The sequence below is a fragment of the Methylobacterium sp. 4-46 genome, assembly GCF_000019365.1.
Lineage (GTDB): Bacteria > Pseudomonadota > Alphaproteobacteria > Rhizobiales > Beijerinckiaceae > Methylobacterium.
The window spans coordinates 4884699-4911589 of record NC_010511.1; the positions used below are offsets into that span (position 1 = coordinate 4884699).

Here is a 26891-nt window from a genome sequence, read left to right on the forward strand (position 1 = left end):
GGCCTACTCCGCCGGAACCGGCGCGGACTCGGCGGGCACCCGGCGCTGGGCAGGGGCGCCGATCCGGAAGCGCCGGTCGGTGAGGGAGAGCCCGCCGCCGAGCGCCATCACCACGGCGCCGAGCCAGATCAGCAGCACCAGCGGCTTGTAGTAGAGGCGGATGCCGAGCGCGCCGTCCGCCTGGCTCTCGCCGACGCTCGCGTAGACCTGGCTCACCCCGATCGTCAGCAGGCTCGCCTCGCTCACCGCCATGTTGCGGGCGCCGAAGAAGCGCTTGCCGGGGTCCAGCGTGCCGACGAGCGCGCCGTCCGGTCCCCGGATCGCGAGCTGGGCCACGGTCTCGGTGTAGTTCGGCCCGGTGCGCGGCACGATCCCGCTCAGGGTCGCCGTGTAGGGGCCGGCCGTGAGCTGACCGCCCCGCGGCACCGTGGCGAGCGCCTCGACGCTCCAGGCCTGGGCGGCGATGCCGATCACCGTGAGGCCGACGCCCGCATGCGCCATCGCGGTGCCCCAGGCCGAGCGCGGCAGGCCGGCGGCGCGGCGCAGCGACAGGCCGAGGGAGCGCCCCTTGGCGCGGGTCGCGATCTCCATGGCGGCGCCGACCACCAGGTAGGCGCCGAGACCGATGCCGAGCGGCGCCGCCGCGGGCCCGCCGCGCCGCAGGGCGATCATCCCGAGCGTCGCCGCGATCCCGGCACCGACGCCGATCAGCAGGCGCTGCGCCGCCGCCCCGAGGTCGCCCCGCTTCCAGGCCAGGGTCTGCCCGAAGGGGACGAGCAGGAGGAGGGGCACCGCGAGCGGCAGGAAGGTGAGGTTGAAGAACGGCGCCCCCACGGAGATCTTCTCGCCGGTCAGGGATTCGAGGACCAGCGGGTAGAGGGTGCCGACCAGCACCGTGGCGCAGGCCGCCGACAGGAAGAGGTTGTTGAGGACGAGCGCCCCCTCGCGGGAGATCGGCGCGAAGATCCCGCCCTGGCGCAGCAGCGGCGCCCGCCACGCGAACAGCGCCAGCGAGCCGCCGATGAACAGGACCAGGATGGCGAGGATGAAGGTGCCGCGCGCCGGGTCGGTCGCGAAGGTGTGGACCGAGGTGAGCACGCCCGAGCGCACCAGGAACGTGCCGAGCAGCGAGAGCGAGAAGGTCAGGATGGCGAGCAGCACCGTCCAGACCTTGAGCGCGTCGCGCTTCTCCATCACGACGGTGGAGTGGATCAGCGCGGTCCCGGCGAGCCAGGGCATCAGCGAGGCGTTCTCGACCGGGTCCCAGAACCACCAGCCGCCCCAGCCGAGCTCGTAATAGGCCCAGTACGAGCCCATCGCGATGCCGACCGTGAGGAAGCACCATGCCAGGAGCGTCCAGGGCCGCACCGCCCGGGCCCAGACCGCGTCGATGCGCCCCTCGAGGAGTGCCGCGATCGCGAAGGCGAAGGTGATCGAGAACCCGACATAGCCGAGGTAGAGGAGCGGCGGGTGGATCGCGAGGCCCGGATCCTGGAGGATCGGGTTGAGGTCGCGTCCCTCGGCCGGGGCGGGGTCGAGCCGCGCGAAGGGGTTCGACGTCGTCAGGATGAAGAGCAGGAACACGAAGGTGACCGTGGCCTGCACGCCCAGCGTGTTGGCCCGCAGGGCCGCCGGAACCGAATCGCGGGCGAGCGCCACGATCGCCCCGAACAGCGCCAGGATCAGCACCCAGAGGAGCATCGAGCCCTCGTGGTTCCCCCAGACGCCGGAGATCTTGTAGACGAGCGGCTTGAGCGAGTGGGAATTCTCGAACACGTTGAGGACCGAGAAGTCCGAGCGCACATGCGCCAGCGTGAGGGCGGCGAACGCGAAGGCGATGCAGGCGAAGGTCGCGAGCGCGGCCGGAACGGCGACGCTGCGCAGGATTGGGTCGCGGGCGCGGGCGGCCCAGGCCGGCATCACCGCCTGGGCGAGCGAGAGGGCGAGCGCGAGCGCCAGCGCGTAGTGACCAGCCTCGATCAGCAAGGGCCTCGCCTCATTCGTATCCCGGGCCGCATCCCGGCCCCCGCCGCCTTGTAGTCCGCTTGCGCGCGCCCGCCGCCACGATGTTTCGCCGCACGGACAACCCGCCGCCATCCGCCCGGGCGGCGCTCAGGGCGCGCGCGCCTCGCCGCTCGCCGTGCGCGGCGGAGCCGGCGCCGGATGGCCGGCGCCCTCCTGCCAGCGGCCCGACTTCTTGAGCGCGTCCGCGACCTCGCGCGGCATGTAGGTCTCGTCGTGCTTGGCCAGCACCGTGTCGGCGCGGAACACGCCGCCCGGCTCCATCGCCCCCTCCGCCACCACGCCCTGACCCTCGCGGAACAGGTCCGGCAACAGGCCCCGGTAGCGCACCGGCAGGCGGGCGGCGTTGTCGGTGACCGCGAAGGTGACCTGGCTGTCGGGCCCGCGCACGACCGAGCCCGCCTCGACGAGGCCGCCGAGGCGGAAGCGCACGCCCGGCGCCACGGCCTCGCGGGCGATCTCGCTCGGGGAGCGGAAGAACACGATGGTGCCGCTCATCGCCCAGAGCACCAGCCCCAGCGCCACCGCGAGCACCGCCCCGCAAGTGCCGATGAAGACGAGCCGACGCTGCTTGCGGGTCACGGGCGGGCCTCCGGCGGCTCTCCGGTACGACGGATCGGCATCATCCGGAGCTTCTCCCGGCTCGTTCTCATGCGCGCCACTCTAGAGCATTCGAAAGGTGACGGAAATCCGCGGCGTCAGGGCGCCGCGAGGCCGAGTTCGCGCGCCACCGCCTCGACCGGGCCGGCCTCTCCGCCGAGCGCCGCGCGGGCGCGGGCGAGGGCCTCGGCCGCCCTGTCGCGCTCGCCCATCACCCCGTAGGAGCGCACGAGACGCGCCCATTCCTCGGGGCTGCCGCCCTGCGCGGCGAGGCGGCGGTCGAGCCCCGCCACCATGCCGCGGATCGCGCCGCGCTGCTCCTCGGACAGGCCGGGTCCGGCCTCGCCCGGCGGCGTCCCGCCGCTCCCGGGCAGGGCAGGCTTCGCCCCGCCCTCGGGCTTCGCCTCGCCCTCGGGCCTCGCCCCGCTCTCGGGCCTGGGCCCGCCCGCGGGCGGCGTGCCGCCGAGGCGCTGGATGCTCTCGCGCAACAGAGGCATCCAGGGCGCGTCGGCCGGGGAGGCCTCGGCCAGCGCCGCGTAGCGCGAGAGGGCGAGCGCGCGGTCCCCGTCCTGCTCGGCCGCCCGCGCGAGGTAGAAGCGCGGCTTGACCCCGCTCGGATCCGCCGCGAGCGAGCGCTCGAAGGCGCCGCGCGCCTGGCCCGACACCATGCCGTCCGCCGAGGCGACCAGCGCCTCCCCGTAATCGGCGAGGCGGGTCCCGCTGTCGCCGAGCAGGCGGAGGGCCGATTCGTAGGCCCTCACGGCGTCCTCGGTGCGGCCGAGGCGGAGATAGACCGGGGCCAGGACCTCCCAGCCGCGGCCGTCCTCCGGGTGCTTCGCGAGGTGAGTCTCGATCTGCGCGATGCCGGACGCCAGATCGCGGGTGGCCGAGTCGCGGGTGGCCGAGTCGCGGCCGGCCGGGTCGCGGGCGGAGTCGCGCGCCGCGGCGAGGCGCTCAGCCTGGGGCTGCGAGGGCAGGCTCGGCGCGCCGTAGAGGCCGTAGACGATCAGGGCCACCAGGGGCACGGTCGAGAGGGCGAAGGCCGAGGCCGCGCGGCGGTGCCGCAGGGCCGGCTCGCCCACCCGCGGCGCGTCCGCTGTGCCGAGCGTGCGGCTCGCCCGCAGCAGCCGCCGCGCCGCCTCCGCGCGGGCCGCCTCGGCCTCGCCGGGGCCGATGAGCCCGCGGGCCCGGTCGCGCTCGATGTCGCGGAGCTGGTCCTCGTAGAAGCCGGTCTCGGTGGCGAGGAGGGATTCGGCTCCCGCCTCCGGCAGGGCCGGGTTCGGGCGGCGCGACAGCGGCCAGAGCAGCGCGAGCACCGCCGCCCCGGTCATTGCTGCGAAGAGGAACCAGATCGCCGTCATGTCGATCGTCTAGCCGCCGGAACCGCCGGACACGATCGGACGGCGCGGCGACACGTCGTCACGCGATGAGGAGAGCCCCGCGCGGCGCAGGGCTGCTCTGTCGGGTCCTAAACGCTGCATTGCGCAACGCGTGCTGCATTGCAACGTTGGAGCCGCGGAGCCCCGGTCCCCTGCCGGACCCTCGTTCCTCGGAGCCGGCCAAGCCGCATGCCCTCCGCCTTCCCCGATCCCGCCCGCCCCGCGGCGGCAGATCCGCGCGCGCGCCGTCCCGGTCTCGCGCTCCTGGCGCTCGCCACGGGCGGCTTCGCGATCGGCACGACCGAATTCGCCGCGATGAGCCTCGTCCCGGACTTCGCCCCGGATCTCGGCATCGACGCGCCGACCGCCGGCCACGTGATCAGCGCCTACGCGCTCGGCGTGGTGGTGGGGGCACCGGTCATCGCCGTGCTGGCGGCCCGGATCGCGCGGCGCACGCTCCTGATCGGCCTGATGCTGCTCTTCGCGCTCGGCAACGGCCTCTCGGCCCTGGCGCCGGGCTACCCCAGCATGCTGGCTTGCCGCTTCCTGGCCGGCCTCCCGCACGGCGCCTATTTCGGCGTTGCGGCCCTGGTCGCCGCCTCCCTGGTCGCGCCCGCCCGCCGCGCGCAGGCGGTGGCGCGCGTGCTCGCCGGGCTCACGGTCGCCACCATCGTGGGCGTGCCGCTCGCGAACCTCGTCGGCCTCTGGATCGGTTGGCGCTGGAGCTTCGCCCTCGTGGCCGGGCTCGCCCTCCTCACCGCGCTCCTGGTGCGGCTCCTCGCGCCGCTCGGCCCGGCCGCCCCCGGCGCGAGCGCCCTGCGGGAGCTCGGGGCGCTGCGGCGGGGCCAGGTCTGGCTCACCCTCGCCACCGGGGCGATCGGCTTCGGCGGGCTGTTCGCGGTCTACACCTATCTCGCCTCGACGCTGCTCGGCGTCGCGCGGGCCGCGCCCGGGACGGTGCCGGTGCTGCTCGGCCTGTTCGGGCTCGGCCTCACCATCGGCAACCTCGTCTGCGCCTGGGCCGCCGACCGGTTCCAGATGCCGGCCGCGGGGGCCACGCTGGTCTGGAGCGCGGCGGCGCTCGCCCTCTACCCGGCCGCGACCGCAAGCCTGTGGACCCTGGCCCCGGTGGTGTTCCTGATCGGCTGCGGCGGCGGGCTCTCGACCATCCTGCAGACCCGCCTGATGGACGTGGCACAGGACGCGCAGACGCTGGCGGCGGCGCTCAACCACTCGGCCTTCAACGTCGCCAACGCGCTCGGCCCCTGGCTCGCGGGCCTCGTGCTGGCGCGGGGCTTCGGCCTGCCGGCGACCGGCTATGTCGGCGCGGCGCTCGCGCTCGGCGGGCTGGCGATCTGGGCCGTCTCGCTCGCGGCCGAGCGCGGGGAGGCGCGCGGCCTCCAGGCCGCGGAGTAGCGCGGCCGTGCTTCGCGCAAGCCGCCTGTCCGCGTCGCGCGCCGGCCGGTTGCGCGGCGAGATCGCCGCCCCGGCGCGCTCCCTCGCGCCGCGACACCGGTCGGATCATGGTGGCGCGTTCAGCGTCGGTGCGGCGAGGACGCCGCGCCCGGCTCGATGCGCCCGAGCGCCAGGTCACGCGCTGCGGCGCGACCCCGACGTGATCGACCGCTCCCGGGTGAGCGGCCCCGGCCGGCAGGTGCGGATCAACGCCATCCCGCGCGAGGCGCTGGCGCGCGGGTGAGGCGCCGGGACCCACTGCGACGCGGCGGCGCGCGACGGCTCCGGCCCCGCGCTCAGGCCTTGGGGCTCGCATCCCCCGGGATCTCGACCACCGCCCGCAGACCCCCGAGGCTCGCCGCTTCGAGGCGCAGCCGTCCGCGGTAGAGCGTGGCGAGGTCGGCGACGATCGAGAGGCCGAGCCCCGAGCCCGGCTTGGTCTCGTCGAGCCGCCGGCCGCGCTTGAGCACCGCGACGCGGGCCTCGGGCGGCAGGCCCGGCCCGTCATCCTCGACGGTGACGATCAGGTGCGGGTACTCGCCCTGGCCGATCACCTCCGCGCGGATCGCCACCCGGCCCGCCGCCCATTTCGAGGCGTTGTCGACGAGGTTGCCGATCATCTCCTCCAGATCCTGCCGCTCGCCCCGGAAGCGCAGGCCCGGGGTGATCGCGGCGTCGAAGGCCAGGGTCTTGTCCCGGTAGATCTTGCCGAAGGTGCGGATCAGCGCCGCCACGACCGGTTCCACGTCCGTGAAGGTGCCGAGCGTGCCGGCGAGCGCGGCCGCGCGGGCGCGGTCGAGGTGGTAGTTGACTTGGTCGCGCATGATCGCGGCCTGCTCGCGGATCTTGCCGGCGAGCTCGCTCGACGCGTCCACCGCCTCGGCCTCGTTCACGATGATGCTCAGCGGGGTCTTGAGGGCGTGGGCGAGGTTGCCGACCTGGGTCCGCGCCCGCTCCAGGATCTCGCGGTTCGTCTCGATCAGCAGGTTCACCTCGCCGGCGAGCGGGGCGATGTCGTGCGGGTAATCGCCCGAGATCCGGTCGGCCTCGCCGCGGCGGATGGCGCCGAGCGCCGCGCGCAGCTTGGTGAGCGGGGCGAGACCGAATCGGATCTGCAGCAGGGTCGTGAGGCCGAGCGACAGGCCGAGCATCGAGAAGGTGGTGACCAGCGCCATGCTGAAGCGGCGCATGTCGGACTCGATCTCGTCCGAGGGGCCGGCGACCCGCACGACGTAGCGGCCCTCCTCGCCGAGATCGACCGTGCGCTCGATGATCCGCAGCGGCCGCTCGTCCTGGGCGCGGCCGTAGCCCTTGCGCAATTGCCCGGCGCCGGCCTCGCCCACCGCGTTGTCCGGGGGCGGCAGCGGCACCCCGACCAGGGAGCGCGAGGTGCGGATGTCGCGCGGCTTCGCGTTCGGGCGGCCGACCTGCCAGTACCAGCCGGAGAGCGGCAGGTCGAAGCGCGGATCCCCGAGCGTGCCGAGCGCCCTTCCCTCGCTGTCGCCGGGCGAGACGAGGTTGGTGGCGAGGTCGTTCGCGTAGACGATGAGGCGGCTGTCGAAGGCGCGCTCCGTCGTCTCGCGGTAGAGGGTCGACAGGATGAGGCCCGCGATCAGCAGGATCAGGGCGCTCGACAGCAGCGCCGAGACCGCGAGGCGCACCGCGATCGAGCGCCGCCGCCACGGGCGCCAGGCCGGCGCGCGGGCCGGGGCGGCGGCCTCGGTCTCCGGGCCGACGCTGCCGGCGACGCCGCGGGCGGGCGCGTTCATGCGCCGCTCGCGCCAGACCCGCCGCCCGGATCGATCAGGTAGCCGAGGCCGCGCACGGTCTGGATCAGGTCGACGGCGAGCTTCTTGCGCAGCCGCCCGACGAAGACCTCGATGGTGTTCGAGTCGCGGTCGAAATCCTGGTCGTAGAGGTGCTCGGTGAGCTCCGCCCGCGACACCACCCGGCCGGTATGGTGCATGAGGTAGGAGAGCAGCCGGTACTCGTGCGAGGTGAGCTTGACCGGGCTGCCGTTCACGAAGACCCGGCCCGAGCGGGTGTCGAGGGTGACCGGCCCGGCGCTGATCTGGCTCGACGCGTGGCCGGCCGCCCGGCGCAGGATCGCCCGCACCCGCGCGAGCAGCTCCTCCATGTGGAAGGGCTTGGTGACGTAGTCGTCGGCCCCGGCGTCGAAGCCGTTGACCTTGTCGCTCCAGCGGTCGCGGGCGGTCAGGATGATGACGGGGGTCTTCACCTGGGCCCGGCGCCAGCCCGACAGCACCGTCACGCCGTCCTGCTTGGGCAGGCCCATGTCGAGGATGATGCAGTCGTAGGGCTCGGTCTCGCCCAGATAGGCGCCCTCCTCGCCGTCGAAGGCCTTGTCCACCGCGTAGCCCGCCTGTTCCAGGGCGGTCACCACCTGCCGGTTGAGATCCCGGTCATCCTCGACGATGAGCAGACGCACGGCAGGCCTCGCTGCGCTTCACCACACTCGGCTCCGGACGCGGCGTCCGGGGCCTCACCACTGGCCGGCCACTTGACCCGACCGGGCATCCACCACGACGTGCACGAACTGCCCGTCCCGGCGCAAGGCCGTGAGCATGTAGACCAGCGCCTCGTTGCGGCGGCAGAGATTGGCGCGCACGATGTCGGCCCGCGGCACCGCCGCCTGCGCGGCCCGGATCGCCGCCACCGGCTCGACGACGCGCTTCTCCGCCACGGCCTCGCGCAGGTCCCCGGGCGACAGGCAGGTCTGCCCCGCCTGCGACAGCCGGGTCGTCTGCGTCGGCGCCGCCACGGTCCCGGTCTCCGCCCTGTCCTGGGCGAGCGCGTACCAGCCCATCGCTCCGATGAGCCCGGCAGCCCCCAGGGCCGAGATGGCAACCGCGTGTCGCATGGCCGAACCATCTCGCCGAGGCACTGAATGCGGCCTGAATGGCGGGGCGTCGGCCCGCCACGCCGCGGCCGGCCGTGCCGAGACGCACCGAGGGATCCGTCAAGGTTAGCGATTGGTTAAGCGCTCGGGCCGAGCTTGGTCGGGATCGGCGGGGGAGGGGGCATGGCGGAGACGGGGAACGGATCCGGGCGCGGGGCCGTCCGGCGGTGGGCCGCGGCCCTCGCCTGCGCGGTGCTGGCGGTGCCGGCTGCCCGCGCGCAGGAGGGCGAGGCGCCGCTCTTCCTGCGCATCCGCCCGCAGAGCGAGATCGGCGCGGGCGGGTCGGCCGACGCGCAGGCGCAGGCCGCGGCGGCGCGGGCCGCCTTCGAGGCGCGCATCACCGCGCGGGCCAACCGCGCGATCGCCTCGGTCTGCACCGGATGCCTCGTCCCCGACGCGGTCGTGGCGGGCGTGTTCGCCACGGGACCGAACTGACGAGCCCCCTCGCGGCGGGGAACGGCCGCAACCGGCTGTGGACGACCGGGCCCGCGACGGTGCAGAGGCGGGGTCCGGACCTTCCCGCAGCCCGTCGGCGCCCCGCCATGCCCTCAGCGACGCTCCTTTCCCTCCTCGCGGCGGCCGGCCGGCTCGCCGCCCTGGCGCCGGCCGCAGTGGCCGGCCGGCTCGCCGCCCTGGCGCCGGCCGCGGCGGCCTGCTGGCTCGCCGCCCTGGCACCCGCCGCGGCGGTGATCGGCGGGCGGGACGATCCCGGCGGCCCGCTCGCGGGCTCGGCCGTGATGGTGCTCTCCTCCCGCGGCGGCGTCTGCAGCGGCGTCGTGCTCGCCCCGACCGTGGTTCTCACGGCCGGCCATTGCGCCGCGCCCGGCGCGGAGCACCGGGTGCATTTCCGCGACGGCGCGGGCGAGCCCGTGCTGCTGCCGCTCGCCGAGGCGGCGGTGCATCCCGGCTTCGACCCGGGCGCCGTCGCGGGGCGCCGCCGCTCGATCGACCTCGCGCTCCTGCGCCTGCCCGCCCCGCTGCCCGCCCGCTTCGCCCCGGCGCCGCTCTCCGCCGCCCCGCCCCGGGCCGGGGCCGCCCTCACCCTCGGCGGCTACGGCCTCGCCCGTCCGCGCGATCCGCGCAGCAGCGGCACCTACCGGGTCGCGGCGCTGCCGGCCGTCGAACCGCACGGGCCGAGCCGGATCCTGGTCTGGCTGCGGGCGGCGGACGGGGTCGCGGGCGCCTGCGAGGGCGATTCCGGCGGACCGATCACCGCCGCGGACCGCGTCGTCGCGGTCACGACCTGGACCAGCGGTCCGGGAGGTTGCGGCGGTTTCTCCCAGGGCGTGCTTCTCGGGCCACAGCGCGCCTGGATCGACGGGATCCTGTCGCGCTGGAGCGTCGTCGCGCGCTGGGAATGACCGGTTCTCGCCCGGTACACGGGAAGGCGGACGCTTCGACTTCGCGGTCGGACGCCTCACGATCCTGTTTACGCTGCGCGCGGATTGTTTCGGAACCGGAAGCCGGCGGCGAGACTTCCCTTGTCGAGCGTGGCCGGAGGCCTCACAGTTCACCACATGCGCTTCGTCTCGACCCGATTCCTGTCCGTCCTGGCCGCCGCGGCCGCGAGCCTTCCCGCCCTGTTCGGCGCAGGTGGAGCCGGGGCCGTCGTCCTCGGCGAGATCGAGCGCGACCCCAACGGCTTGCGCGGCTCGGTCGTGCGCATCGAGAGCACCACGGGCGAGATGTGCTCCGGCTCCCTGATCGACCAGGATCTGGTGCTGACCGCCGCGCATTGCGTCATGCATCGGGCGGGCTACTGGGTCGTCGTGACCGACCGCGGCTTCCGCCAGCGGCGCCTGCGCGCGGTCGCGGCGGCGATGCATCCCGATTTCGTGTCCGGGACCACGCCCGAGGATCAGCCGGGCACCGATCTCGCCATCCTCAAGCTCAGCGAGCGGCTCGGGCCGGACTTCCAGCCCCTGACGCTGCGGGGCGGCGGCGGGATCTCGGCCGGGGATCCGGTCTCCATCGCGGGCTACGGGGTCGTGGCCGAGAACCGGCGCGGCACCGCCCGGGTCCTGCGCCAGGCCCGGCTCGTGTCCCTCGGCGACCTCCAGGTCGCCAACACCGTGACCGTGGTGGCGGATCGCCGCAGCCTCGCCGAGACGGCGGGGGCCGGCGCCTGCCTGGGGGATTCCGGCGGCCCGATCCTCAAGGGCAGCGCGGGCAGCTACCAGCTGGTCGGGGTCGTGAGCTGGTCGAGCGGCGCCGCCCAGCAGGGCCGCGTGCGCACGGCCTGCGGGGGCTTCACCGCCGTGACCCCGATCGCCCGGCACACCGACTGGATCTCGGCCCGCGCCGCGGACCTCTCGCGCTACCAGCCGGGCGACGAGGCGGCGACCCGCAGCCTGCGCGGCAACCCGGCCGACTGGACGGGCGGCCGCTGAGCGGTCCTACCCGAGCTTGACGGTGCGGCGACCGGGCTCCTATCCGGGCCCCGATCCGGAGGAGTCCCGATGACCAACGCCGTGCTGCTCGTGGCCCGCCTCTGCGTGGTGGCCCTGTTCCTCTGGTCCGGTTTCGGGAAGCTCATGAACCCGGGCGGCGTGACCGCCGCGATCGCCGGCAAGGGCCTGCCGGCGCCCCAGATCCTCGCCTACCTCACCATCGCGGCCGAACTCGGCCTCGGCGCGTTGATCGCGCTCGGCCTCTACGCCCGCGCGGCGGCCGTCGCGCTCGCCGCCTTCACCGTGCTGACGGTCGTGTTCTTCCACAATTTCTGGGCCATGACTGGAGAAGCCGTGCGCACCAATCAGATTCAGGCCCTGAAAAATCTCTCGATCATCGGGGCGCTGTTGATGATCGCCGCAGTCGGTCCGGGGCGCCTCGCGGTCAACCAGCGTTAACGCCTGTTACACGCACGGAACGGCGGGGAGGCCGGCACGTTGACCGCGCTCCGAAGGAGACAACCGGCAGAGCGGGCAAAACGGACATGGCCGCAGACACATCGTCGACCGGGGCGGCCGACCCGCTTGCCGCCGTGAGCCCGGCCTTCCGCCTCTTCGCGGAGGGAGCGGCGCTCCCGATCTGGCGCACCGACCCGCAGGCGCGCTGCATCTACGTCAATCCGGCCTGGCTCGCCTTCCGGGGCCGCGAGGCGGCGGAGGAGCTCGGCCACGGCTGGCGGGACGGCGTGCACCCGGAGGATCGCGGCGCCCACGACGACCTGGTCTCGGCGGCCCACACGGACCGCACCAGCTTCACCTCCGAGTACCGCCTGCGCCGCCACGACGGCGACTTCCGCTGGATGCTCGGCCAGGGCACGCCTCTCTTCGAGGACGGCACCTTCCAGGGCTATTGCGGAACCTGCTTCGACATCACCGACCGGCGCCGGGCCGAGGAGCACGCCGCCCACGCCGCGGCCGAGAAGGAGGCGCTGCTTGCGGAAGTCTACCACCGCGTGCGCAACAACCTTCAGGTGATGGTGAGCCTGATCGGCCTCTACGGCCGCGCGGCGCCGCAGCCGTGCCGGCCGGCCTTCGACGCGCTGGGGCAGCGGGTGCGGGCGATCGCGCTGGTCCAGCAGCACCTGCACGAGGCGCCGGCCATCGCCAGCATCGATCTCGCCGAGTACCTGCAGCGGCTCGGCCGCGGCCTCGCGCAGCTGCGCCGGGCAGGGCGGATCGTGGTCGAGGTGGCGGCGGAGCGCTCGGCCCTGCTCCAGCCGCGCACCGCCAACGCGCTGGGCATGATCCTGGCCGAGGTGGTGGCGGAGGGCCTCGACGCGACGCCCGAGAGCGCGACCTGCTTCACCTCGGTGCTGATCCCCGACGCCCCGCCCGGCGAGCCGGTCCGGGTCCGGGTGATCTCGGGCGGGATCGGCAACGGCGCGGTCACCGTCGCGCCGCCGAAGCTCGGCCCGCGGCTGATCGCGGCCTATGCCGGGCAGGCGGAGATCGTGGCGTCCGGCGAGGCGACCGCCGAGGCGCCCCTCGAATTGCTGCTGCCGGTGCCCGCGTGACGTCCGGGTGGCGTGGCCGGCCGCTCGTCCCTATATCCCGGCCATCGACCCGGAACCCTTCCCGCCATGCTGCCGCCCATCGCCGAGATCGTGGACAATTTCGCGTTCCTGGAGGAGTGGGAGGACCGCCACCAGTACCTGATGGAACTCGGCCGCAAGCTGCCGCCGATGCCCGCCGAGGCGCGGAGCGACGCCAACAAGGTGCGGGGCTGCGTCAGCCAGGTCTGGCTCGAGACCCTGGTCGATCGATCGGACGGCACGCCCCGCCTGCATTTCCTGGGCGATTCGGACGCGCACATCACCAAGGGCGTGGTCGCCGTGCTGATCGCCTTCTTCGACGGCCGCACGGCGGTGGACGCCGCGCGGGCGGACGCGCTCGGCCTGTTCCAGCAGCTCGGCCTCTCCGAGCACCTGACCGCGCAGCGCTCCAACGGCGCGCGGGCCATGATGGAGCGCATCCGCTCCGACGCGGCGCGGCTGGCAGCCTGATCCCGCTCGCGCGAAGGCAGCCGTTTCCGCGAGGAAGCGGGTGAGCCGTCCGGGCATGCGGTCGCACGGCTTGCACCGGCGGGCCTCCGGCGGCACATGGCACTGGTTGATTCTGGCACCGGTTGACTCTGGCACCGATGGCCTCCGGCACCGATTGCCTCTCACGCGGTAATGTCCATGACTTCGTCCCTTCGGCCGAGCTTGCCTTCCCCGACGGCGCCCGCGCGGCCCCACAGCTTCACCGTTCACGGGCGCACCGTCGAGGACCCCTATGCCTGGCTGAAGGCGGCGAATTGGCGGGAGGTGCTCAAGGATCCGGCGGCCCTGCCGGCGGAGATCCGGACCTACCTGGAGGCGGAGAACGCCTACGCGGAGGCGGCGCTCGGCCCGACCGCGTCCCTGCGCAAGACCCTCGTCGCCGAGATGCGCGCGCGGATCCGCGAGGATGAGAGCAGCGTCCCCAACGTCGACGGTCCCTTCGCCTACTACACCCGTCACCGGGAGGGGGGGCAGCATCCCCTGGTCTGCCGCCGTCCCGCCGCCGGGATCGAGGCGGTGCCGGTCGAGCGCCTCGCGGGCGAGGGCGAGGAGATCCTGATCGACGGCGACCGCGAGGGCGAGGGCCACGCCTTCTTCGATCTGTCGAGCGTGGCCCATTCGGACGACCATCGCCTGCTGGCCTGGAGCGCCGACACCAAGGGATCCGAACTCTACACGATCCGGGTGCGCGACCTCGCCTCCGGCCGGGACCGCGAGGACGCCGTCCTGGCGACGACCGGGGAGGCGGTCTGGAGCGCGGACGGCGCGGCCTTCTGGTACGTCGCCGTCGACGAGAACCACCGGCCGGCCAAGGTGATGCTGCACCGGCTCGGCACCCCCCAGGTCGACGACGAGACGGTCTACGAGGAGCCCGATTCCGGCTTCTTCGTCGGCATCGAGGAGACCCAGTCCGGCGCCTTCCTGGCCATCACGGCCAACGACCACGAGACCTCCGAGGTCCACCTGATCGACAGGGCGCGGCCGGGCACCTTCTACCGGACCGTCGCGCCGCGGACCGACAAGCTGATCTACTCGGTGGAGCACCGCGGCGACGAGCTCTTCATCCGCACCAACGCGGACGGGGCGGAGGATTTCAAGATCGTGGTGGCGCCGCTCGCCGATCCGGGCCGGGCAAACTGGCGCGACCTCATCCCGCACCGCCCGGGCGTGATGATCCGCTTCCTACACGTGCTGGCGCGGCACCTCGTGCGGCTGGAACTGGAGAATGCGCGGCCGCGGCTGATCGTCCGGGACGCGGCCGGCGACGAGCACGCGGTGGCCTTCGAGGAGGAGGCCTACTCGCTCGGCCTGCTGCCGGGCCTGGCCTTCGACACCGACGAGGCGCGCTTCGTCTACTCGTCCCTGACCACGCCGGCGGAGATCTACGATTACGACCTCTCGACCCGCACCCGGCGCCTGCGCAAGCGCCAGGAGGTGCCGAGCGGCCACGACCCGGCGCGCTACGTGACCCGCCGCCTGTTCGCGACCGCGCCGGACGGGGAGCGCGTGCCGATCTCGCTCTTCCACCGCCGCGACTGCCCGCTCGACGGCACGGCGCCGCTCCTCCTCTACGGCTACGGCTCCTACGGCTCGCTGATGTCGGCGAGCTTCCGCACCAACCCGCTCTCGCTCGTGGACCGCGGCTTCGTCTACGCCATCGCGCATGTCCGCGGCGGCACCGAGAAGGGCTGGCGCTGGTACCTCGACGGCAAGCGCGAGAAGAAGCCGAACACTTTCTCGGATTTCGTCGCCTGCGCCGGCGCGCTGATCGAGGCCCGCTATACCTCGGCCGGCAGGATCGTCGCCCATGGCGGCAGCGCGGGCGGGATGCTGATGGGGGCGGTGGCCAACCTCGCGCCCGAGCTCTTCGCCGGCATCGTGGCGGACGTGCCCTTCGTGGACGTGCTCAACACGATGCTCGACGGCGACCTGCCGCTGACCCCGCCGGAATGGCCCGAATGGGGCAATCCGGGCGCGGACCCGAAGGCCTTCGAGACCATCCTGTCCTACTCGCCCTACGACAACCTGCGGGCCGCCGCCTATCCGGCGATCCTGGCGCTGGGGGGCCTGACGGATCCCCGGGTGACCTACTGGGAGCCCGCGAAATGGGTGGCGCGCCTGCGCGCCACCATGACCGGGGGCGGTCCGGTCCTGCTGCGCATCAACATGGAGGCGGGGCACGGGGGCGCGGCCGGGCGCTTCGACCGGCTGGAAGAGGTGGCGCTGATCTACGCCTTCGCGCTCGCCGTGGCCGGCAAGGCGGGGGAGGCCGCCTGATTCGCCTCAGGGCAGCGCGACCCCGAAGGCCTCGCGGTAGCCGCGCCGGCCTTCGGGCGTGATGAGCAGGGCCCGCGACCCGGCCTCGCGCCGGATCCAGCCCTGATCGAGGCCGTGCGCGCAGAGGGCGGCGCCGAGGCGCCCTGCGAGGTGCGGCCGCCGCTCGCTCCAGTCGAGGCAGGGGCGGCACAGGGGGGCACCGCGCGCGGGGCCGGTCACCGGGAGGGCGACGCCGAGGGCCGTGAGCCGGGCCAGCCCGGTCGGCGTGACGAGCCCCGCCTCCTCCGCGATCTCGATCCAGCCCGCCGCGGCCAGGGCCTCGGCGAGCGCGACGCCGAGCCGCCCGGCGATGTGGTCGTAGCAGGTGCGGGCGAGGCGCAGGCGCGCGTCGCGCGGTCCGGTGGGGGGCCCGGGGGCGGCCTCCCCGGCGACCTGCATCAGGCCCTCGATCAGGTGCGCGACGGCCGGACCGGCGAGGCGGTGGTAGCGGTGGCGGCCCTGGCGGGCGACGACGAGGAGGCCGGCCCGGGTCAGCTGCGCGAGGTGGCCGCTCGCGGTCTGGGGCGTGATCCCGGCGACCCCGGCGAGTTCGCCCGCCGTGAGCGCGCGCCCGTCCATGAGCGCCTGCATCATCGCCGCCCGGGCGGGATCGCCGATCAGGGCGCCGAGCTGCGCGATCGTGGCGGTGGTGACCATCCGGAAGCCCTCCTGCCCGAGAGGTAGCACGGGAGGACGCGCCACGCTTCGGCCGCGGCCGCAGCATCGGGCGCGGGCCGGCGGCAGGGTGAGGCCAGGAGCCAGCCCGCTATGGGCCAGCCCGCTATGAGCCAGCCCGCCGTGATCCAGCCCGACAGGACCCACCCCGCGCCGCTCGCTGCTCCGTTGCGCGCGCGGCTGCGCGCGCTCCTCGTGCTCTGCCTGCGGCACCACCGCACCCGCTGGGAGCTGCGCGACCTGAGCCCGCACCTCCTGGCGGATATCGGCCTCGACGAGGATCGACGGCAGGCGGAATGCGCGAAGCCGTTCTGGCGCGGTTGAGCGGGCAGCCGGAGCGGAGAGGGCGCGGTCAGTACGGGCAGGCGAGACCGGCGGTCATGGCCCAGGACCGTTGGTTCCGTTCGCGAATCGCCGCCGAGCCCTGGGCTTGGTGCCGACGATTGGTAAGGGCCGACGGCCCGACGCGTCCGCATGCTGGGCCGCCGGTGTGACCCCACCCCTCACGGCGCGGTCCCGTGCTCGCCCCCGGACCGGCATGAGCCATGCCGGGCGTCGCGCGCGAGGACGCGGCGAGCCCCGCTTCGGCGGCCGGAGCGGCGCGGTTGATCGGCCTCGGCGGCGAGGGGGCGGGGATCAATTGCCCTCGCCCTCCTCCTCGCTCTCGCCCTCGCCCTCGATGTGCTCGACCGAGACGACGCGCTCGTCCTTGGCGGTGTTGAACACCGTCACGCCCTGGGAGGCCCGCCCGACGATGCGGATGTCGTCCACCGGCACGCGGATGAGCTGGCCGCCATTGGTCACCAGCATGATCTGATCGCTCGTCTCGACCGGGAAGGAGGCGACGAGGTGGCCGTTGCGGGTGTTCACCTCCATGGCCTTGATGCCTTTGCCGCCGCGCCCGGAGATCCGGTACTCGAAGGAGGAGGTGCGCTTGCCGAAGCCGCGCTCGGAGAGGGTCAGCACGAACTGCTCCGCCGCCCCCATGGCGATGTAGCGCTCCTGATCGAGGTCGATCGAGGCCGCGGTCTCCTCGCCGTCCGCCTCCGGCGTCGCGGGCAGCTCGATCGCCTCGCCGGTCGCCCGGCGGTCGGCGTTGGCCCGGCGCAGATAGGCCTGCCGCTCCTCCGGCGTGGCCTCGAAGTGGCGCAGGATCGTCATGGAGATCACCCGGTCGCCGCTGCCGAGGTTGATGCCGCGCACGCCGGTCGAGTCGCGGCCCTTGAACACCCGCACGTCGGTGACCGGGAAGCGGATGCACTGCCCCGCCGCCGTCGTCAGCAGGACGTCGTCGGCCTCGGTGCAGATCTCGACATGGACGATGTGGTCGCCCTCGTCGAGCTTCATGGCGATCTTGCCGTTGCGGTTGACCTGCACGAAGTCGGACAGCTTGTTGCGCCGGACGTGGCCGCTCGCCGTCGCGAACATGACGTCGAGCGTTTCCCAGGACGCCTCGTCCTCCGGCAGCGGCATGATCGTGGTGATCCGCTCGCCCGACGTGTCGAGGGGCAGGATGTTGACGAGCGCCTTGCCGCGGGCGTTCGGGGCCGCGAGCGGCAGCCGCCAGACCTTCTCCTTGTAGGCCTGTCCCTGCGAGGAGAAGAACAGCACCGGGGTGTGGGTGTTGGCGACGAAGAGCCGGGTGACGAAATCCTCGTCGCGGGTCGTCATGCCGGAGCGGCCCTTGCCGCCGCGCCGCTGCGCCCGGTAGGTCGAGAGCGGCACCCGCTTGATGTAGCCGGCGTGCGACACGGTCACGACCATGTCCTCGCGCTGGATCAGGTCCTCGTCCTCGACGGTCGAGTCCCAGTCCTGGATCTCGGTCCTGCGCGGGGTCGCGAACTCGGCCCGCACCTCCGCGAGTTCGGCCTTGACGATGCCGAGGATGCGCGCGCGCGAGCGCAGGATGTCGAGGTAGTCGGCGATCTCGTCGGCGAGCTGCTTCAGCTCGTCCCCGACCTCGTCGCGGCCGAGCGCCGTCAGGCGCTGCAGGCGCAGGTCCAGGATGGCGCGGGCCTGCGCGTCGGACAGCCGGTAGGTGCCGTCATCGGCGACGCGGTGGCGCGGATCGTCCACGAGGGCGATCAGCGGCGCGATGTCGACGGCCGGCCAGTCGCGGGCCATCAGCGCCTCGCGGGCGCTGTTCGGATCCGGCGAGGTGCGGATCAGCCGGATGACCTCGTCGATGTTGGCGACCGCGATGGCGAGGCCGCACAGGACGTGGGCGCGCTCGCGCGCCTTCCTCAGCAGGAACTTGGTGCGCCGGGAGACGACCTCCTCGCGGAAGTCGATGAAGGCCTGGATCAGGTCCTTGAGGTTGAGGAGCTCAGGGCGGCCGCCGTTCAGCGCCACCATGTTGCAGCCGAAGGAGGTCTGCAGCGGCGTGTACCGGTAGAGCTGGTTGAGGACGACGTCCGCCATCGCGTCGCGCTTGAGTTCGACCACGATGCGCATGCCGTCGCGGTCGGATTCGTCGCGCAGATCCGACACGCCCTCGATGCGCTTGTCGCGCACGAGCTCGGCGATCTTCTCCACCAGGGAGGCCTTGTTCACCTGATAGGGGATCTCGGTGAAGACCAGCGCCTCGCGCTCCTTGCGGATCTCCTCCACGTGCGACTTGGCGCGCATGATCACCGAGCCGCGGCCGGTCATGTAGGCGGCGCGGGTGCCGGCGCGGCCGAGGATCTGGCCGCCGGTCGGGAAGTCGGGACCCGGGATGATCTCGTTCAGGCCCTCGATGGTGAGGGCGGGATCGTCGATCAGCGCGATGCAGCCTTCGATCACCTCGCCGAGATTGTGCGGCGGGATGTTGGTCGCCATGCCGACCGCGATGCCGCCGGCGCCGTTGACGAGGAGGTTCGGGAAGCGGGCGGGCAGCACCGCCGGCTCGTCCTTCGACTCGTCGTAGTTCGGGTTGAAGTCGACCGTGTTCTTGTCGATGTCCTCGAGCAGCGCCATGGCGGGCTTGGCGAGGCGCGATTCCGTGTAGCGCATCGCCGCCGGCGGATCGCCGTCGATCGAGCCGAAATTGCCCTGGCCATCGACCAGCATCAGCCGCATGGCGAAATCCTGCGCCATGCGGACCAGCGCGTCGTAGATCGACTGGTCGCCGTGCGGGTGATACTGACCCATCACGTCGCCGACGATGCGCGCCGACTTGACGTACTTGCGTTCCGGCAGGTAGCCGTTCTCGTACATCGAGTAGAGGATGCGCCGGTGGACGGGCTTGAGGCCGTCGCGCGCGTCCGGCAGCGCCCGGCTCACGATCACGCTCATCGCGTAATCGAGGTAGGAGCGGCGCATCTCGTCGGTGATGGAAACGGGCTTGATGTCGCTGGCGGGCGGGGGAGCGCCAGTCTCGTCTTTCTCTGCCAAGGTCACACTCTCGCGGGGGCCGACGGGGCCACGGGGAAACTAGCCGATTTCGGGTGCCGCCGCCAGCAGCGCGGCAGTGGCCGGAATGGATGCGCCAGCAATGATTTAGATGGGGTTTCCGGGTCCCCCGCGCAACCCGGATCCGGCCGCTGCGCGCCCCGCCGGACGCGACGGCCCGGACCGACGGATCCGGGTCGTGGTCGTGGCCGCGCCGCGATGGGCCGCGACGCCGCGTGGCCGAGATCCCGGAGCCGCGCCCGATCCGGTTGCGATCGGGCGCGGCTCCAAGTCATTGAGCTTGGTCAGTAATCTTGGTCAGCGATCCCGCCGCATCGTCCTCGACGAACCGGCATCCCCTTCGTCGCACATGCGCTAGAACGGGATGTCGTCGTCCAGGTCGTCGTAGCGCTTCTGGCCGCCGCCCGCCGGGGCCGGCCGGCGCTCGCCGCCCGAGGAGCGGCCGCCGCCGCCGAAATCGCCGCCGCGGCTGATCTGACCGCCGCCCATGTCGTCGGCCGCGCCCATCTCGCCGCCGCCGCGCCCGTCGAGGATCGTCAGCTCGCCCCGGAAACGCTGCAGCACCACCTCGGTCGTGTACTTCTCGACGCCGGACTGGTCCTGCCACTTGCGGGTCTGGAGCTGCCCCTCGACGTAGACCTTAGAGCCCTTGCGCAGGTACTGCTCGGCCACGCGGGCCAGATTCTCGTTGTAGATCACGACCGAGTGCCACTCGGTCTTCTCCTTGCGCTCCCCGGACTGCTTGTCCTTCCAGGATTCCGAGGTCGCGAGCCGGAGATTCACCACCGGGTCGCCGGAGGCGAGGCGGCGCACCTCGGGGTCGCGCCCGAGATTGCCCACCAGGATCACCTTGTTCACGCTGCCCGCCATCACGCTCTCCTTGCCGTCCATCTCTCTCGGGCTGCCGCGCCCGGCCCTGGGCCGCGCACCGTCCGCGGGACGGCGCGAGGGTGGGCCGAACGGATCCGCACCGGCAAGGCCGACGGGCCGCCTGTGCCCGGAACACACAGCCGGTGGGATCGCTCTTGTTCTATATTTGTTCGGCGTTTCGGGCAAGGGGGCGCGCCCTCGCCGGCCGGAGAACGACCCCCAAAGAAAAAAGGCCACACGCGCGGTGTGGCCCAAGTCTAGGGAGGAAACGCCCAAAGAGGGCAGCAGAACGACGACGCCATCGCCGTGCTGCAACGCCAAATATAGGCTCGCGCCATTGCTCGGGGCAAGTGCCTCGAAGGTCTCGTCAAGGGATTGGTGGCAGCTGATGCAGAGAAGCCACGCGCTGTGCTGAACGGCCGGTTGACGCCGGCCGCGGACGAGGGCCGATCAGGCCGGCGACGTGCCGCAGAGGAGCCCGCGCTGCCCGGCGGAGGATCGGGGCGGCCGCCGGATCCGGAGGCGGCGCACCCCGTTCTCGTTGCGGAGCCGGCCGCCGTGGAGGAACCCGTGCTGACAGACCTGCCTGAGGTGACGACGCGGGCGATCCGGGTCCGCGGGACGGTGCTGCACCTCGCCGAGGCCGGGCCGCCGGACGGGCCGCTCACGCTGCTGCTGCACGGATTCCCGGAATTCTGGTACGGCTGGCGCCACCAGATCGGCCCGCTCGCCGCCGCGGGCCTGCGGGTGGTCGCGCCCGACCAGCGCGGCTACGGGGCGAGCGGCAAGCCGAAGGATCTCGGAGCCTATCACCTGGACGAGCTGGCGGCGGACGTGATCGGCCTCGCCGACGCGTTCGCGCGGGACAGGATCCGGCTCGTCGGTCACGATTGGGGAGGCGTCGTGGCGTGGCAATGCGCGGCCCGGTACGCCGAGCGGGTCGAGCGCGCCGCGATCCTCAATGCGCCGCACCCGGACGTGTTCTTCGGCTATGTCGGGCGCCATCCGACCCAGATCCTGCGCAGCAGCTACATGGGCCTGTTCCAGCTGCCCTGGCTGCCCGAGGCGCTGCTGCGCGCGGGCGATTTCGCGCTGCTGCGCCGCGCGCTAGCGGGATCGAGCCGCCCCGGGACCTTCGACGCGGCCGCGCTCGACCGCTACGCCCGGGCTTGGAGCGAGCCCGGAGCCCTCACCGGCATGCTCAACTGGTACCGCGGGCTGCGCCTGCCCCGGCGCCCGCTCCCGGATCCCGTCCGACCGCCGGTTCTGATCCTGTGGGGCGAGCGGGACACCGCGCTCGAAGCGGGGCTCGCCGAGGCCAGCCTCGCGCGCTGCGCCGCGGGGGAGATCCGGCACTTTCCGGAGGCCACGCACTGGGTCCAGCACGAGGAAGCGGCGGAGGTGAACCGCGCCCTCCTGACCTTCCTGACCGGCGCCGCCGCGACCGCGTGAGCCTGTGGCGGGAAAGCGTCACCTGCCGGCGCACGTACGCGCCTGGGTTGACCGGCCCGACTCCCCTCGGCCATCCCGGCGCTTCCGCGCCGCCCGGCGGCGCTCCCGCGGAGGAGGGGACGATGACGCCTCGCATCCTGGCGCCGCTCTGCGGCGCCGCCCTGCTGGCCCTGGCCGGCACCATGCCCGGCCACGCCGCCAGCCTGCTCGACAGCGGGCCGCTCGCCGATTTCCTGACGGTCTTCCGCCAGCAGGCGGTGCCCCGCCAGACCATCGGCTGGAACAGCCCCTACAAGCCCGGCACGGTCGTGGTCTCGACCAGCCAGCGGCGGCTCTACTACATCCTGCCGAACCAGGAGGCGATCCAGTACGGCGTCGGCGTGGGCCGCGACGGGTTCTCCTGGTCGGGCACCAAGACCGTGACGATGAAGAAGGAATGGCCGGCCTGGCGCCCGCCCGAGCAGATGCTCAGGCGCCGCCCGGACCTTCCGCGCTACATGGCCGGCGGCATGGACAACCCGCTCGGCGCCCGGGCGCTGTATCTCGGCTCGTCGCTCTACCGCATCCACGGCTCGAACGAGCCCGAGACGATCGGGGCGGCGGTGTCCTCGGGATGCATCCGCATGACGAACCGGGACGTCATCGACCTCTACGGCCGGGTGAAGGTCGGCACGAAGGTGGTGGTGCTGCCGTAGGGACGGGGCGCGTCCCGCGGGCGTGTCGCCGAGCGGCCGCGGGGATCCCGCCCGGCGCCCTCCGGAGCGACTTCGCAGGCGGGGTGCCTCGCGGCGGGCACCCGAAGCGACGGGCCCGGCCGGGCGACCGCCCCGCGACCCGCGCGCATCGCGACCAACTCCCATGCGGAACGGGCCGCCCTCCCGGTGGAGAACGGCCCGTCGCACGCTCGCTGATCCGCCCGTCTCCGAAGAGCGTGACGGATCGGATTGTCAGTTGAGGACGACGACCCTGGAGCCGACCTTGACGCGCTCGTAGAGGTCGGTGACGTCGTCGTTGGTCATGCGGATGCACCCGGAGGAGACCGCCTGGCCGATCGTGTCGGGCTCGTTCGAGCCGTGGATGCGGTAGAGCGTGCCGCCGATGTACATGGCGCGGGCGCCGAGCGGGTTGTCGATGCCGCCGGCCATGTAGCGCGGCAGGTCGGGGCGGCGGGCCAGCATCTCCTTCGGGGGCGTCCAGGACGGCCACTCCTTCTTGGCGACGATCGTCTTCGTGCCCGACCAGGTGAAGCCCGGGCGGCCGACGCCGACCCCGTAGCGGATCGCCATGCCGTCGCCGAGCACGTAGTAGAGGCGGCGCTCGGCCGTCGAGACCACGACCGTGCCCGGAGCGTAGCGGCCGTCGAAGGGCACGAGCTCCCGCGGGATCGGGGCGACCTGCGCTTGGTCGGTGCTCCCGGCGGCCTGCCCCCGTCCGTAGGGAGCGGCGGAGAAGGGCGCCCCGTAGGGCCGGCTCGCGTAGTACTCCTCGCCGGGATTGACATCGAACGGGTCGTAGGGGGCCGCCTTGACCGGGGCCGAGGCGAGCACGCAGGCACCGAGGACGCCCGCGAGGGCGGAGGCGAAGATCTTCATGAGCGGGAGCCTTACCTCAGCAGTTACCTTTGCAGTTAAGAATGTTCGACGGCGACTTCGGTTCCCGGGAAAAGCCGCGCTTCGTGCTGTGGTGAACCGCTGAGCCGTCGCTGTGCGGGTTTCTGCTTGGCCCGGGCCGGCGGATGCTGCGGTGCGCCGGCGCACCTTGGCCGTTGGCGGGGCGGCGTCTGGGCTTCGTCTTTCCGGCTTGGCCGTGAGGGGGACGCGTCGCTCCGCGACGGGCCGGGGCGGAGCGCGTCGCGCCCGTGCCTGCCGCCCGGCGACGTCGCAAGCTCGGCGTTTGATGCAGACACCACCTGCGCGGCACGCATGGATGCGCCGATCGGCGCGACCGCGTCCACGCAGCGCGCGGGGTCGTCGCGTCCGCCCCGCGGCGGGCGGCGCGAGGATCGCGGAGGGGTGCAGGCTCGCCCGGCGGTCCGCGCAGCCGCGCGGCCGCGTCGGGCCCCGGGGGGATCGCGATCGGCCCTGCCGTCGGGGGAGAGGCCCGCTCCGCGCCCTCAGTTCGGGCCGCGAGCCCGGGCCTCGAAGGCTTCCGCCATGGTATCGTCGGCGCGGCCCAGCGATTCGAGGTGCTCGGCCCGGCGCGTCTGCGCGGCGCGGTCCTCGCCCTGGCTCATGTCGGCCGTCACGCGCGCCCGGGCGGCCTCGCGCCGGTGACGCTCCGCCTGCTCGCGGAAGAACGCCGCCTGCTGCCCGGCGGTGTCGGCGTACTCGCGTGCGTAGGAGTCCGAATCGTCCTTCGCGGCCATCGCGCTCCTCATCTGCCTCTGCGCGGCATCCTCCCGTCCGCCCCGCCGGCTAATGCGCGGGCGTGGCGGGTCCGGCCCTCGGCCGGACGAGGGGAGGTTAGGGCAGCCGGGAGGCGGGTCAAACGGGTCCGTTCAGGGGGTCTGCGCGGCCGCGTAGGCCATCACGCCCATCAGCGCGCCGACGTCCCGGTAGCGGTCGCCGCGGGTCGTCATCATCGCCTCGAACTTGTCGTGCACCTGCGCCACCGTCAGGCTGCGCGCCTTCCGGCGCCCGACCCGCTCGTAGAAGATCGGCTTGTTGGCCTTGGCGGGCTTCGGCAGCAGGGCGGCGGCCTCCGCCTTCGGCTCCTCGACGACCTTCGCCATGAAGCGCTCGGCGTCGTCGGGTCCGAGGAAGTGCGCGAGGTAGGTCTCGCCCACCGAGAGCGAGCGGCCGATGCGGGCGGCGATCCGGGTGCTGTCGCGCTTGAGCATCTCCCCGGCCAGCAGGGCCGAGAGGGCCGGGTCCCGGCGCATGTCGAGGATGCGGGCCTTCTCGGCCGCATCCGCCACCGTGTTGTCCTCGGCGATCAGCGACGCCTCGCGGGCGAGGCCGTGCTGGGCGCCGAACTCGCGCATCACCTGGAGCCAGGTGCGCTCGATGAACTGGTAGAGGCCGGTCGCCGAGGAGGTGCGGGCCTGGACCTCGGTGGCGAAGCTCGACTCCTTGTCGGCGATCGCCATCAGCAGGACCGGATCCATGCCGACCCTGTAGGCGGCCTTGACGATGGTCTGGACGATGTGGCGGCGCACCCGCATCGGCCCGAAGGCCAGCACCTCGTTCGGGTCGCCGCCCGTCGTCGCCGAGAGCAGGTCGTCGTAGGAGACCCGGTCGACGCCGTCCGCCCCGAGCGCGGTGTCGAGGTCGTGCACCGGCATGCTGATCGGCGCCTCCTTGGGCGCGGCCTGCAGGCGGGGCTTGGGCATCACCTTGGGCATCACCAGGAGGTCGGCCATCAGGGCGACCGGCGGGCCGGCCGAACTCACGAGGTCCGGACCGTAGCGGTGCAGGAGCGACCCCAGCCCCGCCGCCAGGCAGGCGGCGGTGAGGATGGTGCGGGCCAGGACCGGAACGCCGCCCGGGGCGGCCCGGCCGCCGACCACCAGCGCGTCCCGCGGACCGGCGGGGGCCCAGCGGACGACCTGGGCCGACGGTCCGATCGCGCGATGCGTCATGAAGGGTCATCCCCGAGCTGGGCCGAATGTGTCCGGCGCGTTTCGGCCAGGAAGCCGGGGAGTTGTGGCGATAAGACGGCGCCGCTCGCGCCGCCGTGATCTTGTGCGGGACAAGGCTTGGCCGATGGAGCCGCGACTCGCCCGGCGCCGAACGGCCAAGCTTAACTTGGAGCAAGCCGGGAAAGCTTGGCCAGGGGCGTGCTGCGCCGCGGCACAGGGGCGGCGCGGCTCAGCGCGAGACCGGCTGCTGCTGCGGAGCGGCGCGGTCGCGCTTGTTGGCCTGGTGGCGGCCGATGGCGCACCCGGCCGCCGCGCCCGCCAGGGTGTGGCCGCCCGCGTAATGCCCGGCGACCCCGCCGGCGATCGCGCCCTTGATGCAACCCTTCGCCTCGGCGGCACCGCTCGCGGCCGCGAGGCCGGCCGCGACGGACGCGGCGATCAGGATCTGTCTCATCGCTTCTCCTCCGGAAACCCGCGCGGTCGCGGCCACCCGACCCGGGCGGCCGCCGCAACCGTGGCGGGTGAGAGGAGGAACCCGGATCCCGGCGCCCGGTTCCCGGGAGCGGCGCCCGACGCCAGGGGAAGCGCAGTCCAGGCGGCGCCGCGGGCGCCGGGTCAGAGTTTCACCACGAGCTTCCCGAAGTTGCGGCCCTTCAGGAGGCCGATGAAGGCCTCGGGCGCCTGTTCGAGACCTTCCACGATGTCCTCCCGGTAGCGGATCCGCCCGTCGCGGAGCCATTCGGCGACGTCGCGCAGGAAGGCGGGCTCCTGGTCGGCGAAGTCCCAGACGATGAAGCCCCGGAAGGTGAGGCGCTTGCTCAAGGTGGCGCGCATCAGCGCCGGCACCCGGTCCGGGCCGGGAGGGAGCTCGGTCATGTTGTAGTTCGCCACCAGGCCGCAGACCGGGATCCGGGCGAAATCGTTGAGGAGCGGCAGCACCGCGTCGAAGACGGCGCCGCCGACATTCTCGAAATAGACGTCGATCCCGTTCGGGCAGGCCGCCGCCAGCGCCCCCGGCAGGTCGGCGCTGCGGTGGTCGATCGCGGCGTCGAAGCCGAGCTCCTCCGTGAGGTGGCGGCACTTGTCGGGGCCGCCCGCGATCCCGACCGCCCGCGCGCCCTTCAGCTTGGCGATCTGACCGACCAGGGAGCCCACCGGCCCGGTCGCGGCCGCCACCACGACCGTCTCGCCGGGCTTGGGAGCGCCGATGGTGAGCAGGCCCGTGTAGGCGGTCATCCCCGGCATGCCGAGGATCCCGAGCGCGGTGGTGACCGGGGCGACCGCGGGATCGAGCTTGCGCAGGCCTCTCCCATCCGAGACCGCGAAATCCTGCCAGCCGCCATAGGCCAGCACCGTGTCGCCGGCCGCGAAGCCGGGATTGTGGGAGGCCACCACCTCCGCGACCGTGCCGCCGACCATGACCTCGTTGATCTCGACCGGCTTGGCGTAGGATTTCGCCGCGCTCATCCGGCCGCGCATGTAGGGATCGAGGGACAGGTAGCGGTTGCGCAGCAGCACCTCGCCCTCCCGCGGGACCGGCACGGCGCCCCGTTCGAGCCGGAAATGCGCCGGGTTCGGCTCGCCGTGCGGGCGGGCGGCGAGGACGATGCGGCGGTTGAGGTCTGACATGGGGGTCTCCCTGGCATGGCCGCCGGCGGGCGCGGCGTGCGCGACGCCCCGGACTTGGTGCCCGGGCGGCTTCGGGTCAACGCCACGCTTGCCCGGGGCGGGCCGAGG

Annotated in this window: 25 protein-coding genes; 11 read left to right on the top strand and 14 right to left on the bottom strand. The window is 73.4% G+C overall.

Translation table 11 applies throughout. The features are described 5' to 3' along the window. Positions 1-3 precede the first annotated feature (3 nt). The 3 genes from M446_RS21220 to ccmI all read right to left on the bottom strand — a co-directional run bounded on the left by M446_RS21220 (position 4) and on the right by ccmI (position 3983). A complete protein-coding gene (locus tag M446_RS21220) occupies positions 4-1986 on the bottom strand; it encodes a heme lyase CcmF/NrfE family subunit (RefSeq protein ID WP_012334162.1) in 1983 nt (660 codons plus the stop codon). A 126-nt stretch (positions 1987-2112) separates the two neighbouring features. Continuing rightward, the gene (gene ccmE / locus M446_RS21225) at positions 2113-2604 is read right to left on the bottom strand and encodes a cytochrome c maturation protein CcmE (protein ID WP_012334163.1); all 492 of its coding nucleotides are present in this window, start codon (positions 2602-2604) and stop codon (positions 2113-2115) included. 116 nt (positions 2605-2720) lie between these two features. Further along, positions 2721-3983 (bottom strand): c-type cytochrome biogenesis protein CcmI, encoded by a 1263-nt coding sequence (gene ccmI / locus M446_RS21230; RefSeq protein WP_012334164.1) that lies wholly within the window; start codon positions 3981-3983, stop codon positions 2721-2723. A gap of 207 nt (positions 3984-4190) precedes the next feature. Between ccmI and M446_RS21235 the strand changes: the two genes are divergently transcribed. Then, complete coding sequence (locus tag M446_RS21235) at positions 4191-5417, top strand: MFS transporter (RefSeq protein WP_012334165.1); 1227 nt, start codon at positions 4191-4193, stop codon at positions 5415-5417. Positions 5418-5752: 335 nt separating this feature from the next. On the opposite strand, the gene M446_RS21240 is transcribed toward M446_RS21235, so the two are convergent. From M446_RS21240 to M446_RS21250, 3 genes are read right to left on the bottom strand one after another with little or no spacing between them, the layout of a single operon-like run. Further along, entirely contained in the window at positions 5753-7225 is a 1473-nt protein-coding gene (locus M446_RS21240) for a sensor histidine kinase (protein WP_012334166.1), read from the bottom strand. Continuing rightward, on the bottom strand, positions 7222-7905 hold the full coding sequence (locus M446_RS21245) for a response regulator transcription factor (RefSeq protein ID WP_012334167.1): 684 nt from the start codon (positions 7903-7905) through the stop codon (positions 7222-7224). The genes M446_RS21240 and M446_RS21245 overlap by 4 nt, the downstream gene beginning before the upstream one ends. Positions 7906-7959: 54 nt before the next feature. Then, positions 7960-8337 carry a PepSY domain-containing protein gene (locus M446_RS21250; protein WP_026190474.1) on the bottom strand — a complete coding sequence of 126 codons (378 nt, stop codon included), beginning with the start codon at positions 8335-8337 and terminating at the stop codon, positions 7960-7962. Positions 8338-8499: 162 nt separating this feature from the next. On the opposite strand from M446_RS21250, the gene M446_RS21255 reads away from it, so the two are divergent. The 7 genes from M446_RS21255 to M446_RS21285 all read left to right on the top strand — a co-directional run bounded on the left by M446_RS21255 (position 8500) and on the right by M446_RS21285 (position 15145). Continuing rightward, positions 8500-8811: a hypothetical protein gene (locus M446_RS21255; protein WP_012334168.1), complete on the top strand. Its 312-nt coding sequence runs from the start codon at positions 8500-8502 to the stop codon at positions 8809-8811. A gap of 107 nt (positions 8812-8918) precedes the next feature. Continuing rightward, positions 8919-9737, top strand: coding sequence for a trypsin-like serine protease (locus M446_RS21260; protein WP_012334169.1), 819 nt, complete (start codon positions 8919-8921; stop codon positions 9735-9737). 156 nt (positions 9738-9893) lie between these two features. Beyond that, on the top strand, positions 9894-10766 hold the full coding sequence (locus M446_RS21265; protein WP_012334170.1) for a S1 family peptidase: 873 nt from the start codon (positions 9894-9896) through the stop codon (positions 10764-10766). A 69-nt stretch (positions 10767-10835) separates the two neighbouring features. Then, positions 10836-11225: a DoxX family protein gene (locus M446_RS21270; RefSeq protein ID WP_012334171.1), complete on the top strand. Its 390-nt coding sequence runs from the start codon at positions 10836-10838 to the stop codon at positions 11223-11225. An 86-nt stretch (positions 11226-11311) separates the two neighbouring features. Continuing rightward, positions 11312-12340: a PAS domain S-box protein gene (locus tag M446_RS21275; RefSeq protein ID WP_012334172.1), complete on the top strand. Its 1029-nt coding sequence runs from the start codon at positions 11312-11314 to the stop codon at positions 12338-12340. A gap of 66 nt (positions 12341-12406) precedes the next feature. After that, positions 12407-12829: a SufE family protein gene (locus M446_RS21280; protein ID WP_012334173.1), complete on the top strand. Its 423-nt coding sequence runs from the start codon at positions 12407-12409 to the stop codon at positions 12827-12829. A 171-nt stretch (positions 12830-13000) separates the two neighbouring features. Continuing rightward, a complete protein-coding gene (locus M446_RS21285; RefSeq protein ID WP_012334174.1) occupies positions 13001-15145 on the top strand; it encodes a S9 family peptidase in 2145 nt (714 codons plus the stop codon). 6 nt (positions 15146-15151) lie between these two features. On the opposite strand, the gene M446_RS21290 is transcribed toward M446_RS21285, so the two are convergent. Continuing rightward, positions 15152-15841, bottom strand: a complete 690-nt coding sequence (locus M446_RS21290; RefSeq protein WP_012334175.1) for an ArsR/SmtB family transcription factor — start codon at positions 15839-15841, stop codon at positions 15152-15154. 111 nt (positions 15842-15952) lie between these two features. On the opposite strand from M446_RS21290, the gene M446_RS21295 reads away from it, so the two are divergent. Further along, on the top strand, positions 15953-16183 hold the full coding sequence (locus tag M446_RS21295; protein WP_012334176.1) for a DUF1127 domain-containing protein: 231 nt from the start codon (positions 15953-15955) through the stop codon (positions 16181-16183). A 312-nt stretch (positions 16184-16495) separates the two neighbouring features. On the opposite strand, the gene gyrA is transcribed toward M446_RS21295, so the two are convergent. Together gyrA and ssb are read right to left on the bottom strand one after the other, a co-directional pair. Further along, positions 16496-19234, bottom strand: coding sequence for a DNA gyrase subunit A (gene gyrA, locus M446_RS21300; RefSeq protein WP_043701489.1), 2739 nt, complete (start codon positions 19232-19234; stop codon positions 16496-16498). Between the two features lie 372 nt (positions 19235-19606). Beyond that, on the bottom strand, positions 19607-20122 hold the full coding sequence (ssb, locus tag M446_RS21305; RefSeq protein ID WP_012334178.1) for a single-stranded DNA-binding protein: 516 nt from the start codon (positions 20120-20122) through the stop codon (positions 19607-19609). Positions 20123-20692: 570 nt separating this feature from the next. Between ssb and M446_RS21310 the strand changes: the two genes are divergently transcribed. Continuing rightward, on the top strand, positions 20693-21574 hold the full coding sequence (locus M446_RS21310; RefSeq protein WP_012334179.1) for an alpha/beta fold hydrolase: 882 nt from the start codon (positions 20693-20695) through the stop codon (positions 21572-21574). A 122-nt stretch (positions 21575-21696) separates the two neighbouring features. Beyond that, a complete protein-coding gene (locus tag M446_RS21315) occupies positions 21697-22269 on the top strand; it encodes a L,D-transpeptidase (RefSeq protein ID WP_012334180.1) in 573 nt (190 codons plus the stop codon). 252 nt (positions 22270-22521) lie between these two features. Here the strand turns inward: M446_RS21315 and M446_RS21320 are convergent, their stop codons facing one another. The 5 genes from M446_RS21320 to M446_RS21340 all read right to left on the bottom strand — a co-directional run bounded on the left by M446_RS21320 (position 22522) and on the right by M446_RS21340 (position 26783). Continuing rightward, complete coding sequence (locus M446_RS21320) at positions 22522-23166, bottom strand: L,D-transpeptidase (RefSeq protein WP_012334181.1); 645 nt, start codon at positions 23164-23166, stop codon at positions 22522-22524. Between the two features lie 521 nt (positions 23167-23687). Then, complete coding sequence (locus M446_RS21325) at positions 23688-23939, bottom strand: hypothetical protein (RefSeq protein ID WP_012334182.1); 252 nt, start codon at positions 23937-23939, stop codon at positions 23688-23690. A 132-nt stretch (positions 23940-24071) separates the two neighbouring features. After that, positions 24072-25154: a transglycosylase SLT domain-containing protein gene (locus tag M446_RS21330; RefSeq protein ID WP_012334183.1), complete on the bottom strand. Its 1083-nt coding sequence runs from the start codon at positions 25152-25154 to the stop codon at positions 24072-24074. Between the two features lie 229 nt (positions 25155-25383). Continuing rightward, on the bottom strand, positions 25384-25608 hold the full coding sequence (locus M446_RS21335; protein WP_012334184.1) for a hypothetical protein: 225 nt from the start codon (positions 25606-25608) through the stop codon (positions 25384-25386). A gap of 161 nt (positions 25609-25769) precedes the next feature. Then, entirely contained in the window at positions 25770-26783 is a 1014-nt protein-coding gene (locus tag M446_RS21340; RefSeq protein ID WP_012334185.1) for an NADP-dependent oxidoreductase, read from the bottom strand. Positions 26784-26891 lie beyond the last annotated feature (108 nt).